At 74.0% G+C, this 14,857-nt stretch carries 8 protein-coding genes; 5 read left to right on the top strand and 3 right to left on the bottom strand.

Annotation, left to right across the window (positions count from 1 at the left end; translation table 11 throughout):
• Positions 1 to 25 precede the first annotated feature (25 nt).
• A complete protein-coding gene (locus tag IF99_RS0107825; protein WP_030995623.1) occupies positions 26 to 1,273 on the bottom strand; it encodes a L,D-transpeptidase in 1,248 nt (415 codons plus the stop codon).
• 380 nt (positions 1,274 to 1,653) lie between these two features.
• On the opposite strand from IF99_RS0107825, the gene glgX reads away from it, so the two are divergent.
• A complete protein-coding gene (glgX, locus tag IF99_RS0107820; RefSeq protein WP_030995622.1) occupies positions 1,654 to 3,954 on the top strand; it encodes a glycogen debranching protein GlgX in 2,301 nt (766 codons plus the stop codon).
• 88 nt (positions 3,955 to 4,042) lie between these two features.
• Here glgX and IF99_RS0107815 read toward each other — a convergent pair whose 3' ends face one another.
• On the bottom strand, positions 4,043 to 5,338 hold the full coding sequence (locus IF99_RS0107815) for a hypothetical protein (protein WP_030995621.1): 1,296 nt from the start codon (positions 5,336 to 5,338) through the stop codon (positions 4,043 to 4,045).
• 947 nt (positions 5,339 to 6,285) lie between these two features.
• Between IF99_RS0107815 and IF99_RS0107810 the strand changes: the two genes are divergently transcribed.
• Positions 6,286 to 7,992: an ABC transporter ATP-binding protein gene (locus IF99_RS0107810; protein ID WP_030995620.1), complete on the top strand. Its 1,707-nt coding sequence runs from the start codon at positions 6,286 to 6,288 to the stop codon at positions 7,990 to 7,992.
• Positions 7,989 to 9,950, top strand: a complete 1,962-nt coding sequence (locus tag IF99_RS0107805) for an ABC transporter ATP-binding protein (RefSeq protein ID WP_078655020.1) — start codon at positions 7,989 to 7,991, stop codon at positions 9,948 to 9,950. Before IF99_RS0107810 ends, IF99_RS0107805 begins: the two co-directional genes overlap by 4 nt.
• Before the next feature lie 209 nt (positions 9,951 to 10,159).
• Here the strand turns inward: IF99_RS0107805 and IF99_RS0107800 are convergent, their stop codons facing one another.
• Positions 10,160 to 11,713: an MFS transporter gene (locus IF99_RS0107800; RefSeq protein ID WP_234340621.1), complete on the bottom strand. Its 1,554-nt coding sequence runs from the start codon at positions 11,711 to 11,713 to the stop codon at positions 10,160 to 10,162.
• A gap of 137 nt (positions 11,714 to 11,850) precedes the next feature.
• Here IF99_RS0107800 and IF99_RS0107795 point away from each other — a divergent pair, with 137 nt between their 5' ends.
• Together IF99_RS0107795 and IF99_RS0107790 are read left to right on the top strand one after the other, a co-directional pair.
• Positions 11,851 to 12,474, top strand: a complete 624-nt coding sequence (locus IF99_RS0107795) for a TetR/AcrR family transcriptional regulator (protein WP_030995617.1) — start codon at positions 11,851 to 11,853, stop codon at positions 12,472 to 12,474.
• Between the two features lie 733 nt (positions 12,475 to 13,207).
• Entirely contained in the window at positions 13,208 to 14,740 is a 1,533-nt protein-coding gene (locus IF99_RS0107790; RefSeq protein WP_030995616.1) for a M4 family metallopeptidase, read from the top strand.
• Positions 14,741 to 14,857: the final 117 nt, after the last annotated feature.

Here is a 14,857-nt window from a genome sequence, read left to right as displayed (position 1 = left end):
CGTGCCCGTTGCCCCCAAGGGGCCGTCAGCTCTCCCACTTCTCCCACGGCAGGTTCCAGCCGTTGAGGCCGTTCCACCACTGGATCTGCTTGTCGTGGGAGTGCGAGACGACGACGACGTCGCCGATGAGCGAGCCGTTGTAGAACCACGCGGCGGGCGTCGAGGAGTCGCCGCCGCCCCGCGCGTCGCGCAGCCCCACACAGCCGTGGCTCGCGTTCTGGTGGCCGAAGACGCCGGGCCCCGCCCAGTAGTTGCCGTGCACGAAGGTGCCCGAGGTGGACAGGCGCATGGCGTGCGGGACGTCGGGGATGTCGTACTCGCCGCCGTAGCCGACGGTGTCGCCGTTCATACGGGTCACCTTGTACTTCTCGCTGATGACCATCTGCCCGTTGTACGTCGTGCTGTTGGGGGCGCCCGCCGTGATCGGGATCTTCTTGACCGTCTTGCCGTCGCGGGTCACGCGCATCGTGTGCGCCTTCGCGTCCACGTAGGAGACCTGGCTGCGGCCGATCGTGAAGTGCACCGACTTGGACTGCTCGCCGTAGACCCCCGGGCGGCCCTCGACGCCGTCGAGCGCGAGCGTCAGCGTCACCTTCGTGCCCGGCGCCCAGTACCTCTCGGGGCGGAAGTCGAGGCGGTCGTTGCCGTACCACTTGTGGCGGATCTCGACGTCGGGCTCGGCCGTGACCCTGATGCCGCGCTCGACGGCCTTCGGGTCCGTGATGCCGCGCGAGAAGTTGAGCGAGACGGGCATCCCGACCCCGACCGTCGAACCGTCCTCGGGCGTGAAGCGGCCGATGAAGGTGTTCTTCGGCACGAGCGTCGTGAACGTCGTGTCCTTCGCCGACTCGCGGCCGTGCGTGTCCTTCGCGACCGCGTGCACCTTGTACGTGGTCGAAGCGGCCAGGTGCAGCTTCGGCCGCCAGGCCGTGCCGCCCTCGACGATGTCGCCCGCGACCGCGGTGCCCTTGGTGTCGGCGACCCGGACCTTCGTGAGCTTCCCCTTGCTCGCGGTGATCTTCAGGGCGCCGTTCGTGTCCACGCCCTTGGCGCCGTCCTTCGGCGCGACGGTCACGACGGCCTGCGAGAGCGTCGGGCTCGGCTTGACCTTGCCCCCGTTCTTGCCGTTCGCGCCCGCGCCGTCCCCGTCCCCACTGCACGCCGTCACGAGCAGCAGGAGCACGCCGAGCAGCAGCGCGGGCAGGGCCCGCGCCCCGCCACCGCTCCCCCGCAGCCACCCCGCACCCGCGTACGCCGTCGCTCGCCCGCTCACTCCGGTGTCTCCCCTCGCCCACGCGCGGGAAGCGCCTGTGCGTCCCCCGCGTTCGATCCGCACGGTCAGATAACCACACACCCGGACGCCCGAGACCCCCGCGTTTGTCACTGTTGCGTTCCAACTCCCGCTCCCACCTGCGCTCTTCTCGCCAGGCGTCACCGGGGTCCCGGCCCGCGCGGGGGCCGGGACCCCGGTGAACGCCGGGCCCCGCCGGGGCGAAACGTGAGCGAAGCCTTCGCGAGGGGAAGAACAGGGGTGGGACGAAACCGCCGAGCCGCGGCCGGGATGCCGCACGCCGCCCCTCGGGCACCTCACGCACCACGTGCCCCGGGTGCCGCGCGGTGCCAGTGTCCCCGGAGCCGCCAGGAGGCCGGAAGGTGACGAGCGCAGCCGAGCAGGAGGAGACCGGGAGGCGGCAGCCGGGCACGGACCCGGGACCGCCGACGACGACCGCGGGCCCCGGGCACGGCCCGCCCCCGCGCCCCGCGCGCCCCGGGGCCCTCGCCCGCGACGTCGCCTGGCCCGGCGCGCCGACGCCGCTCGGCGCGCGCTGGCACCGGGGCCCGGAGGGGCGCACGGGCACCAACTTCGCGCTGTGGGCGGGCGGCGCCGAGGCCGTCGAGGTGTGCGTGTTCGACGAGGAGGGGAACGAGCGGCGCGTGCGCCTCGCGGAGCGCTCGGACCAGATCTGGCACGGCTTCGTGCCGGGCGTCGCGCCGGGGACGCGCTACGGGTACCGGGTGCACGGCCGCTGGGACCCGTGGACGGGGGCGCGGTGGAACCCGTCGAAGCTCCTGCTCGACCCGTACGCGCGCGCGGTGGACGGCGACTTCCGCCTGCCGGCCGAGGTCTACGGGCACGTGCGCGACTGGCCCGAGCAGCACGTCGCCGACACCGTGCGCGACGACCGCGACTCGGCCCCGTACGTGCCCAAGGGCGTCGTCGTGCACGACGAGTCCCCGGCCGCCGAGTGGATCGACGACCGCAGACCGAAGACGCCGTGGGCGGACACGGTGCTCTACGAGGTGCACGTCAAGGGCTTCACGATGCGGCACCCCGGCATCCCCGCGCACCTGCGCGGCACGTACGCGGGGCTCGCGCACCCGGCGGCGCTCGCGCACCTCAAGCGGCTCGGGGTGACGGCCGTCGAGCTGCTGCCCGTGCACCAGTTCGCGCACGAGGACCACCTGCTGCGGCGCGGCCTCACCAACTACTGGGGGTACAACTCGATCGGCTACTTCGCGCCGCACGCCGCGTACGCCTCGCGCGGCACGCGGGGCGAACAGGTCGGCGAGTTCCGCGACATGGTGCGCGCGCTGCACGCCGCCGGAATCGAGGTCATCCTCGACGTCGTCTACAACCACACCGCCGAGGCCGACGAGCGCGGCCCCATGCTCTCGCTGCGCGGCATCGACAACCGGGGCTACTACCGGCTCCAGCAGGACGCGCGCCGCTACCGCGACTTCACCGGGTGCGGCAACACGCTGAACGTCGTCCAGCCGCAGGTCCTGCGGCTGCTGACCGACTCGCTGCGGTACTGGGTCGGCGAGATGGGCGTGGACGGCTTCCGCTTCGATCTCGCGGCGGCGCTCGCGCGCGCCGGGCGGGACGGCGAGGAGCAGCGCTTCGACATGCTCGCGCCGTTCCTCGCCGTCATCGCGCAGGACCCGGTCCTGCGCCGCGTCAAGCTCATAGCGGAGCCGTGGGACGTGGGCTCGGGCGGCTACCAGGTGGGCGCCTTCCCCCCGCTGTGGGCGGAGTGGAACGACCGCTTCAGGGACGCGGCGCGGGACTTCTGGCGCGGCGCGCTGCCGGACGTACGGGACCTCGGCTACCGCCTGTCGGGCTCCAGCGACCTGTACGCGTGGAGCGGGCGCAGCCCGCAGGCGAGCGTCAACTTCGTGACGGCGCACGACGGGTTCACGCTCCGGGACCTCGTCACCTACGACCACAAGCACAACGAGGCGAACGGCGAGGGCGACAGGGACGGCGCGGACGACAACCGCTCCTGGAACCACGGCGCGGAGGGCGAGACGGAGGACCCGGGCATCCGCGCGCTGCGGCGGCGTCAGCTCCGCAACCACCTCACGACGCTGCTCCTGTCCACCGGTGTCCCGATGCTCGTCGCCGGGGACGAGCTGGGGCGGACCCAGGGCGGCAACAACAACGCGTACTGCCAGGACAACGAGATCGGCTGGCTCGACTGGTCGCTGCTCGACGCGCCCGAGTGGCGCGCGCAGTGCGCGCTCGTCGCGCGGCTCGTCGCGCTGCGCCGCGCGCACCCCGTACTGCGCAGGCGGTCCTTCTTCACGGGCCGGGCGCTCTTCGCCGACGGGCGGCGCGACGTCGCGTGGTTCACGGCGCGCGGCACGGAGCTGACCGAGGACGACTGGTACGCGCCAGGCCGCAGCCTCGGCATGTACCTCTCGGGCCGCGACCTGCCCGCCAGGGAGGCCGCGGGCGCGCCCGTCGTGGACGACAGCTTCCTGCTGTTCCTCCACGCGGACCCCGAGCCGGTCCTGCTCACCCTGCCGGGAACACCGTGGGCGTCGTCGTACGAGGTCGTCGTGGACACGGCGGCGGAGGAGCAGGAGGAGGCGCCGGGGACGGTGCACGCGGCGGGGGCGACGGTGCGGGTGGAGGGGCGGTCGGTGGTGGTGCTGCGGGTGCGGGAGTAGAGGGGAGCCCTCTTGCGGGGGCGCACCGGCGCGTTGTGGGGCGGCGTGGCGTGGGGCGGCGCCGCCTGGCGCCCTCTCCGTGGGGCTGTTACGAGAGCGGCTCGTAGGCGGTCGTGACGAGGCAGGAGGCGTCGCCCTCGACGCGCAGTTCCGAGTGTTTCGGCAGCTTCGCGGGCGGCGTCCCGCGCCAGTGGGGCGTCTTGGTCGTGCCGTTGGTCTTGACGACCGCGTAGCGCAGGCCGTCGCGGGTCACGGTGAGCGTCTTCGGGTCCGGGGCGCCGTTGACCGGCTTCGCCTCGGCGAGTCCGGCGCGGCAGGCGGCGAGCGGGAGGGCGTCGAGTCCTTCGAGGGTGCCGAGGGTGCGCCGGTAGGTGCCGCTCGTGAACTTCCACAGGTCGTGGGGGTCCGCGCAGTCGACGGGGAAGAGGGCACGGCTGCCGAGGCCGAGGAGCTGGGTGTCGGCGCACGTGCCGGGCGTGAGGCCGCGTGCCGTGCGGAGGGTCTCCGTCGAGGTGACGAGGCGGTGCGCGCCGGGGAAGTCCTCGCGCTGCCAGCGTCCGTAGCGGCTCAGGCGCAGTTCGGAGCGGAGCGTCGTGACGTCGCTCAGGAGGCCCTGGGTGTGCAGCTCGTCGAGCTGGGCGGCGAGGTCGGCGGTCATCTTCACGACGCGGCCCATGCCGTCGGTCGTGACGGTGACGGGGAAGCCCTTGGCGTGGCCGAGGCGTTCGGCCTGGCGCAGGGGACGGGCGAGCGCGGCGGGCAGGACATCGGCCGCGTGCGCGGCGGGGACGGTCGCGGTGTAGCGGCGGCCACCCCCCGACAGGCGCGTGGGCTCCTTGGCGGGCTTGGCGTACGGGAGGACTTCGGCGAGGGTGCCGCCGTAGGGCAGGACCGCGCCGTTGAGGCGGTTGAGGTCGCTGTCCCCGTTGAGACCGCGCTTCTTCCGCTCGGCGGACGTGAAGCGCACCCACGTCCGGCCCTTCTCGCCGTCCGCCGCCACGTACACGCTCCCGTGGCCGCGCACGGCGTATGTCTGCCGCACGTCGCGGCGCTCCTCGCGCCCGCTGATGGCGCTCGCGTCGGCCTCGGCGAGGGGGCCGGGGACGTGGACGGTGCGCTCGGCGCGGGCGACGTCCTGGTCCCAGTCGAGCGTGCCGGCGGTGACGTCCGTGGCCTTCGTGCCCGCGCCGCCGTAGTCGAGGCGCGAGGCGAAGCGCGCGGTGAGCCCTTCCTGACTCGCCCGCGAGGCGGCCCTGAGCTGCTCGCCGAGCGGCTTCCCGAAGACGGCGTGTTCGCCCCCGAAGGGGTTTCCGCACGCGCTCACCCCGCCGAGCAGCCCGGCGAGCACGAGCCCGCTCCCGGCCATCCGCACCACACGCCGCATGGCCGCCGCCTCCGTTCCGCTCCATGGATTCCACCTGTCGGGGACCCGCCGGGGAGTCTCCACCCGGGCTCCCGCGCGTCACCGGTACGGGGCGCGGGGGTGTCCTGGGGGTGAATCCTACGGGGCGGGGGAAGCGGGGCGGGGCCGGGCGGAGGTGCGACGCGTCAGGGGAGGTCGCACGGTGCCGGTTCCCGGAGTGGTGCGCCGCGCGGGCGTCGAGGAAAGCACGGGTGCCCTCGGCTGCCGCGTAGGGGGGCGGTGGCCCACGGCTGCGGGCTGGATGCCGCCCCGATCCCGCACCCGGGTCGCGCGGGCTTCACGCACAGTGATCCTCGGGAGAGTGCGCTCCCCCCGTCCCGCGCGCCCAAGCGGCGGCTGACGGCGGGGCGTTCGGCGCGCGGGGCGAGCACCGGGGGCGCGGACGGGCAGGTATCAGGGGCGCGCAGTTCCGCGACGCACGCGACGGTCGTCCCCTTCCCCGCCCCGTTCGGCCCGAAAGACGCCGGAGACCGCGCGTCGCGCACGCGGAAGGAGCCGCCGACGACGACACGGCGCCCTCCGTGGCTCCTACGCAGGTCACGGAGGCCGACGAGGAGGGGGGCGCGCGCCCTCGGGGCCCCTCGCGCGGTCGTGACACGAGGCTCGCGGCGCGGACGGGCGCACGGTATCGGCCAGTTCGCCGGGGCCCGTCCTCCGACCGGTCGGCGGCGCCGCAGCCGTGCGGCCCGGAGCCGGAGGGGCGCGGCGGGGCCGGTGGATCGCCTCGCGGTGGCCGGATGTCTGGGGCGTACAGGAAAACCCGGTGGGCATTGTCAGTGGCGGAACGTAATCTCGCCGCTGTGACAGCAGATCTTCCCGGCTCCCCCCAGCGCCGCTCGGCCGCGCGGAGCCTGTCGCGCCTGTGGCCCTATGTCCGGCCGGTACGCGCCCGGCTCGCGACCGCCGCCGTGATCGCCGTGATCGCCTCCTGCGTCGGTCTCGTGGTGCCGCTCGTGCTCAAGGCGATCGTGGACGGCCCGGTCGCGGACCACGACCCGGGCGGGGTGTGGCTCGGGGCGCTCGGGCTGCTGCTGCTCGGGATAACGGAGGCGGTGCTCTTCGGCTTCCGGCGCTGGCTCGTCGCGAGGCCGCTCGCGCGGGTCGAGGCCGGGCTGCGGCGGGACCTGTTCGGGCGCCTCCAGCGGCTGCCCACGTCCTTCCACGACCGGTGGGCCTCGGGCCAGTTGCTCTCGCGAGCGACGACCGACCTCATGATGCTGCGCCTGTTCCTCGCCTTCCCGCTGACCTTCCTCCTGGTCAACGGGGTGACGATCGTCGTCGGCGTGGTGATCCTGGTGATCCAGGACTGGGGGCTCGGGCTGCTGCTGCTCGTGCCCGTCGCGCCGCTCGTCCCGCTGTGCACGTACTTCGAGCGCCGGTACAGCACCGCGGCGCGCCAGGCGCAGGACCAGATCGGGGACGTCACGACGCTCGTCGAGGAGAGCGTGCTGGGCATCCGCGTCGTGAAGGGCTTCGGCCGGCACCGCAGCCAGGCGCGCGTCTTCCGCGCGCGGGCGAAGGAGTTGCGGGCCACGGAGCTGCGCAAGGCGCACCTGCTCGCGTGGATCTGGGGGGTCATCACGACACTTCCCGAGCTGGCGATCGTGACGACGCTCGTGCTCGGCACGCTCCGCGTCGCGGACGGCGACCTCTCGGCGGGCACGCTCGTCGCCTTCCTGTCCACGGCGCTCGCGCTGCGCTGGCCCGTCGAGTCGATCGGCTTCCTCCTCGCGATGTCCCAGGAGGCGGCGGCAGCGGCGGAGCGGTACTTCGAGGTCATGGACGAGCGCCCCGAGGAGGACGTTCCCGCGCCCGCCCCGGCCGGGAAGGCGGCGGTACGGGGCGGGGCGGCGCACGAGGCGGACGGACTGCGGTTCCAGGGGGTCGGCTTCCGCTTCCCGGACGCCCCGCCGGGCGCGCCCGCGCTGCTCGACGGCGTGGACCTGCACGTACGGCCGGGCGAGACGGTCGCGCTCGTGGGCGCGACGGGTTGCGGCAAGACGACGCTGACGCACCTCGTGCCGCGCCTCTACGAGCTGAGCGCGGGCCGGATCACGCTCGACGGCGAGGACATCACGGCGATGTCGCGCGAGCGGCTGCGCTCCCTCGTCGCGGTCGCCTTCGAGGAGCCGACGCTCTTCTCCGCGTCGATCGCGGAGAACGTGCTGATGGGCGCGGGCGCCGACGCGGGCGCGGAGGACCTCCCGCGGGCGCTCGACGTCGCGCAGGCCGGTTTCGTGAAGGATCTGCCGCACGCGGAGCACACCGAGGTGGGCGAGCAGGGGCTCAGCCTGTCGGGAGGGCAGCGGCAGCGGCTCGCGCTCGCCCGCGCGGTGGTGGGCTCGCCGCCCTTCCTCGTGCTCGACGACCCGCTCTCGGCGCTCGACGTCGCCACCGAGGCGGCCGTCGAGGCGGCGCTGCGGCGCGTCCTGGAGGGCACGACGGCGCTCGTCGTGGCGCACAGGCCGTCGACGGTGCAGCTCGCCGACCGGGTCGCGCTGCTCTCGGGCGGCCGGATCACGGCCGTGGGCACCCATCATCAACTGCTGCGCGAGAACGCCGAGTACGCCTGGCTCATGTCGGGTGCGGAACGGGCCCTGGAGGGACAGGCATGACGACGGGAGCCGACCACCGACGCCCGGACGGGGCGGGCGACGAGGGAGGCGAGGGCACGGGCACGGAGGCGCTGCTGACCTCACCGAGCACTCCCCCGCCACCGGAGGACGCGAGCCCCACCCCGGCCGCTCCCGCCCCCGCGTCCCCGGCGGAGGCGGCCCCGCCCCCCGACCCCTTCGACCAGGACGACCTGCCCGTCGCCAAGGGCGCCACCCGCGCGCTGCTCGGCGCGCTGCTGCGCCCGCACCGGGGTCGGGTCGCGCTCACGGCGCTGTTCCTGCTGCTCCAGCAGGCGGCGATGCAGGCGGGCCCGCTGCTCGTCGCGTACGCGATCGACCACGGTGTCCCGGCGGTGCGGCGCGAGGACTACGGTCCGCTCATCGCGCTCGGCGCGGCCTACGCGCTGTGCGCGCTCGGCTCAGGCGTCTTCCAGTTCGCGTACACGAAGCTGTCGGGCCGCGTGAGCCAGGACGTGCTGCTCGATCTGCGCGGGCGGATCTTCCGGCACGCGCAGGTGCTGAGCGTGGACTTCCACGAGCGGTACACCTCGGGGCGGCTCATCTCGCGTTCGACGACGGACGTCGAGTCGCTGCGCGAACTGCTCGACGAGGGCCTCCAGGAGCTGATCAACACGCTCCTCTCCTTCCTGTCGATCTCCGTCGTGCTGCTCGTGCTCGACGGGTGGACCGGCGCGCTCGCCGTGCTGTCCTTCGTGCCGCTGTACCTACTCGTGCGGCTCTACCAGCGGCGCGCGGGCCGGGTCTTCGCGCGGCGTTCGACGGCCATCGCCTCCGTCATCGTGAAGTTCGGCGAGACGATGAACGGCATCCGCCCGGTCCGGGCCTTCCGGCGCGAGGCGGTCAACGACGCGGAGTTCGACGCGCTCAACCGGAAGCACGAGCGCAGCAACGGTGACGCGCTCATCGAGATGGCGCGGTACGTGGTCGGCTCGCGGCTCGTCGCGAACACGACGATCGCCGCGATCGTGCTGTGGGACGCCTACCGCGTCGCGGGCGGCGCGCTCGCGCTCGGCACGCTCGCCGCGGCGGCGCTGTACCTGCGGCGGCTGTACGACCCGATCGACCGGCTCGGCCAGTTCCTCAACGCCTACCAGTCGGCGGCGGCCTCGCTGGAGAAGGTCGCCGGGCTGCTCGCGCAGGAGCCGGGCGTGCCCGAGCCTGCCGTGCCGCGCGCACTGCCGCCCGCGCGGGAGGGACTACCCGGCCGCCAGGTCGACTTCGAGGGCGTCTCGTTCTCGTACCGCACGGGCGGGGAGGTGCTGCCGCGGTTCAGCCTGCGGCTGGAGGCCGGGCAGACGGTCGCCGTCGTCGGCTCGACGGGCGCGGGCAAGTCGACGCTCGCGAAGCTCCTGGCCCGCTTCTACGACCCGACCGAGGGGCGCGTCCTGCTCGACGGCACCGACCTGCGGGACCTGCCGATGCCGGAGCTGCGGCGCGGCGTCGTCATGGTGACGCAGGAGGCGTTCCTCTTCTCGGGGACGATCGCGGACAACATCGCGATCGGTCGCCCGGAGGCGAGCCGTGCCGAGATCGAGCAGGCGGCGAAGGCGATCGGGGCGCACGAGTTCATCGCGGCGCTCCCCGAGGGCTACGACACCGACGTGCGCAAGCGCGGCGGGCGCATCTCGGCGGGCCAGCGCCAGCTGGTCGCCTTCGCCCGCGCGCTGCTCGCCGACCCGGCGGTGCTGATCCTGGACGAGGCGACCAGTTCCCTCGACATCCCGGGCGAACGGGCGGTGCAGGAGGCGATGGAAACGGTCCTGCACGGCCGCACGGCCGTCGTCATCGCCCACCGCCTCTCCACGGTGGCGATCGCCGACCGCGTCCTCGTCATGAGCGAGGGCCGCGTCATCGAGGACGGCGCCCCGGCCGAACTCATCGCGGGCACGGGCACGTTCGCGGGGCTGCACAAGACGTGGCGGGAGAGCCTGGCCTGAGTCCGCGGCGCCTCGCGCGGGTGGCGGCCTGGTACGCGCGCACCAGGCCGCCACCCGCGCACCAGGACCCCGCCCCCCCCCTACGACGACGCCGGGCGACGTCACCGCCCCGCGCATCGCCGCCCCGGCGCGCCACCGCCCCGGGCACCCTCCGGGTCCCCGCGCCGTCGCCCTGCGCGCACCCCGGCCACGCGCACCGCGTCGGCCGGTCAGTCGCGGTGCGGGCGGGCGCGCGGGAGCAACGTGGCGACGAGCACCCCCAGGAGGACGAGGGCCGCGTTGACCGCGAGCGCCACGGTGACGCCGTGGCGGACGGCGGTGGCGGTGGCGGCGCCCGCCGTGCTCGCCGTGACGACCGCCGACATGAGCGGCGTGCCCATCGTGATGCCGATCTGCTGGGACATCGAGGCGAGTCCCGTGGCGAGGCCCTGTTCCTCGTCGGGGAGGCCGCTCGTCGCCGTGACCATGAAGCCGACGATCACGAGCATGTTGCCCACGCCGCCGAAGAACGTGGCGGGGAGCAGCAGGCCGAGCGCCGCGCCCGCGCTCGTGACGAGGAGACCGAGGAACAGGAGCGCGGCGGTGAAGACGGTCTGGACGAGGCCACCGGCGAGGAGCGCCGTGCGTGTCGAGGTGCGGGCGATGACCCGCGGGGCGAGGAGACCGCCCGCGACGGTGCCGAGGCCGAGCACGCCGAACGAGACGCCCGCCGCCAGCGGCGAGAAGCCGAGGGTCTTCTGGAGGTAGAGGGTCAGGAGGTAGACGAGCGAGGTCTCGGTGACGAAGGCGAGCAGGCCGAGGACGTTGCCGAGGGCGACGCCCCGGCGGCGCAGGACCCGCGGCGGCACGAGCGGTTCGCGCGCCGTGCGCTCGACCAGCGAGAAGACCCCGAGCAGGACGGCCCCGCCGAGCAGCCCGGTCAGCGCCCGGCCGCTGGTCCACCCGTACTCGCCCGCCTGCGTGAGCCCGTAGACGAGGCCGAGCAGCCCGAGCGTGACGGTGAGCGCGCCCGGCAGGTCGAGGCGCGGGCGCACCGCCGGCCGCGACTCCTTGATGACGGCCGGCGCAATCACGAGGACGGCGACGGCGACGGGCACGTTGACGAAGAAGGCCCAGCGCCAGGAGAGCAGGTCCGTGAGGACCCCGCCGAGGATGGCGCCCGTCGTGAAGCCGGCCGACATGAGGGCGCCGTTGATGCCGAGCGCCTTCTGCCGCAGCGGGCCCTCGGGGAAGGACGTGGTGAGCAGCGAGAGCCCCGCCGGGGTCGCCGCCGCCGTCGCGAGGCCCTGCGCGACGCGGGCGGCGATCAGCACGCCGGGGCTCGTGGCGAGGCCGCCGGCGAGCGAGGCGGCGCCGAGGAGCGCGAGACTCCCGAGGAAGATCCGCTTCCGGCCGATGAGGTCGCCGATGCGCCCGAAGAAGAGCGTGAACCCGGCCGCGCACAGCGCGAAGGCCGTCGCGATCCACTGGAGGTTCGCGAGCGAGAAGCCGAGCCCCTCGCCGATCGCGGGCAGCGCCACGTTCAGGATCGAGAAGTCGACGGCCAGCATGAACTGGGCGACGAGCAGGACGGCGAGGACGAGCCCGAGCCGCCCGCTGAGGCGCGGAGCACCGGACGGCCCGGAAGCCGCAGACGGCCCGGAAGCCGCAGACGGTCCGGAAGCCGGGGACGGTGCGGAAACCGGAGACGGCGCGGAAACCGGGGACGGCGCGGGGCTTCCGGCCACGCTCCCGGTCCCGGTCTCGGTACGGAGTACGGGCATGACGAACCCTTCGGCAGGAGGAGGCAGGCAGAACGGCCAGAACGGCCACCAGCAAACGGGACTGTATTCCCGTTACGGCGGAGAAGGTAGCACCGCGAGACCTCGTAAGGGAACTGCGATTCCGTTAAGGTGGGGGCATGACCGAACTTCCGCCCCCCGGCACCGTCCGCCCCGGCGGGCGCACGGCACGCGTCCGCGAGGCCGTGCTGCGCGCGAGCGGCGACGCGCTCGCCGAGCACGGCTTCGAGGCCCTGGACCTCGCCGATGTCGCCCGCCGCGCCGATGTCGGCAAGACGACCGTCTACCGCCGCTGGGGCACCCCCGCCGCGCTCGCCGCCGACCTGCTCGCCGACATGGCCGAGCAGTCCCTGCCGCGCGCGGACACCGGCGGCATCGAGGGCGATCTCCTCGCCAACGCCCGCCTCGTCGTCCGGACCCTGACGGACCCGCGCCAGGGCCGCCTCTTCCGGGCCCTCATCGCCGCCTCGCTCTGCGACCCGGAGACGGCCGGGGCGCTGCACCGCTTCTACGAGGTACGGGTCACGGAATGGGCGGGGTGCGTCACCGACGCCGTGGCACGCGGCGAACTCCCGCCCGGCACGGACGCGCGGGCGGTCGTCGCCGCCGTATCGGCCCCGCTGTACTACGCCTTCCTCAACCTCGGCACCCCGCTCACGGAACGCCACGCCCTCCGCGCGGCCCGCGCGGCGGCGACGGCGGCGCGGGCCGGAGTGTGGAGCGAGGGCCCGGAGGACGCGTGAGGAGCGGGGCCCGCCCGCACGAACCAGCATCCCGGCAGCCACCCGTCCGCACCGACGCGCTTCGCCCCCACGCCCCCGCACCGGCGCATCCCCCGGCCACCACCTCTCCCCCACCAACGTCCCCAGCCGCCACACCTCCCGCACCGACGCGTCCCAGCCACCCCCCTCCCGCACCGGCACGCACCACCGGTACTTTTCAGCCAACGGCGCGTACCCATCGGACCCTTGACAAGATCGCCCCCAGCCACCAGGCGGACCCCTCGCACCTCCTGGTGGCATGTGCGCGGAAACCGCTCCTCCCGCCTCGTTGAGCTACCGACGCGTAACCGGGGCGGCGCGCGGGAGCCCGCGGGGGGCGCGCGCGGCGCGCCGCGAGGGCAGGACATGGTTCCGGCCAAGCTCACTTCGTGGTCATGACACGCGGTGCCCCGCGGTGCGAAGGTGGCGATGCGCCACCCCCCACGGTCGGCCACACCCCCCACCCCCAGGGGCCGGACCGTCTTCGCGACGGTCCGGCTCCGCGGCCCCCGCACACCCGTCCGTTCACCGCGCGGCCCGTCGTCCGCCTCCCCACGAGGCACGAGCCCGCCGAGGCACCGCCCCACCAGGGCCCCGCCCCGCCGGGCCACGGCGCCGGTCCGCGCTCCCCCCACTGGAACGAATCGACTGGGAGTCAGCGTTGTCCCGTAGCACCGGCACGTCCCGTACCGCCCGTTTCCCCAGAACGGTTCTCGTGTCCGCCACCGCGGTCGCCTCCGCCGCTCTGCTCGCGGGGACCCTCGGCGCCCCCGCCACGGCGGCGGACCGCACCCCGTCCGCGACACCGCTCGCCATGACCGTCTCGCTGCGCGCCGGCCTCCTGAAGGAGGCGAAGGCGGACACGGCGGCCACCGCGCGCACCCTCGGGCTCGGCGCCCAGGAGGAGTTGCACGTCAAGGATGTCGTGAAGGACCGCGACGGCACGCTCCACACGCGCTACGACCGCACGTACCAGGGCCTCAAGGTCCTCGGCGGCGATCTCGTCGTGCACACCGCGAAGAGCGGGAAGCAGCTCGGCGTGAACCGCGCGAGCAAGGCCGCGCTCAAGGTCGACACGAGCCCGAAGACGCTCAAGGCGGCGCCCGCGAACGCCACGAAGGTCGTGTGGGCGCCGCGCCACGGCAGCCCCGTGCTCGCCTACGAGTCCCTCGAGAAGTCCGTCGCGAAGGACGGCACGCCGAGCGAGATCCACACCGTCACCGACGCGACGAGCGGCAAGCGCCTCGCCCGCTGGGACGGCGTCGAGACCGGCCTCGGGCACAGCGAGTACAACGGCGACGTGGACCTCGGCACGAGCGGTTCCGCGGGCAGCTACACGCTCACCGACACGGAGCGCGGCGGGCACAAGACGTACGACCTCGGCAACGGCTCCTCCGGGACCGGCACGCTCTTCACCGATGACGACGACGAGTGGGGCGACGGCACCGCCGGCGACCCGCAGACCGCCGCCGTCGACGCCGCCTACGGAGCCGCCGAGACGTGGGACTACTACAAGGACGTGCACGGCCGTTCCGGGATCGCCGGGGACGGCAAGGGCGCGACCTCGCGGGTCCACTACGGCAACAACTACGTCAACGCCTTCTGGCAGGACAGTTGCTTCTGCATGACGTACGGGGACGGGGCCGGCAACGCCGCGCCGCTCACCGCGCTCGACGTCGCCGCGCACGAGATGAGCCACGGCGTCACGGCCGCGACCGCGGGGCTCATCTACAGCGGGGAGTCCGGCGGCCTCAACGAGGCGACGAGCGACATCATGGCGACCGCCGTCGAGTTCTACTCGAACACCGACGAGGACCCGGGCGACTACCTCATCGGCGAGAAGATCGACATCAACGGCGACGGCAGCCCGCTGCGGTACATGGACAAGCCGAGCAAGGACGGTGCCTCGCGCGACTACTGGTCCGCCGACCTCGGCCAGACCGACGTCCACTACTCCTCGGGCCCGGCCAACCACTTCTTCTACCTGCTGTCCGAGGGCAGCGGCGCAAAGACCGTCAACGGCGTCTCCTACGACTCACCGACCTACGACGACGCCAAGGTCACCGGCATCGGCATCGAGAAGGCCGAGCAGGTGTGGTTCAAGGCGCTCAGCGAGTACATGACGTCGACGACGGACTACGCGGACGCCCGCGAGGCCACCCTCAGCGCGGCCGGTGACCTCTACGGCACCGACTCCGCCGAGTACCAGGCGGTGGACGCCGCGTGGGCGGCCATCAACGTGAGCTGACCGCAGGGCGGGTGACATGAGGTAAGGGGCGTTCTCCTGGAGAACGCCCCTTACCTTTGATCCCGTTCATCGCATCAGCGCACCGCAAGCGTCCGGAAACGCAGGCGCTCGCCCGCG

Source organism: Streptomyces sp. NRRL F-5630, assembly GCF_000719475.1.
Classification (GTDB): Bacteria; Actinomycetota; Actinomycetes; order Streptomycetales; family Streptomycetaceae; genus Streptomyces.
Note: the sequence above shows the minus strand (reverse complement) of the source record. Positions and strands in the feature narration are given on the sequence as shown.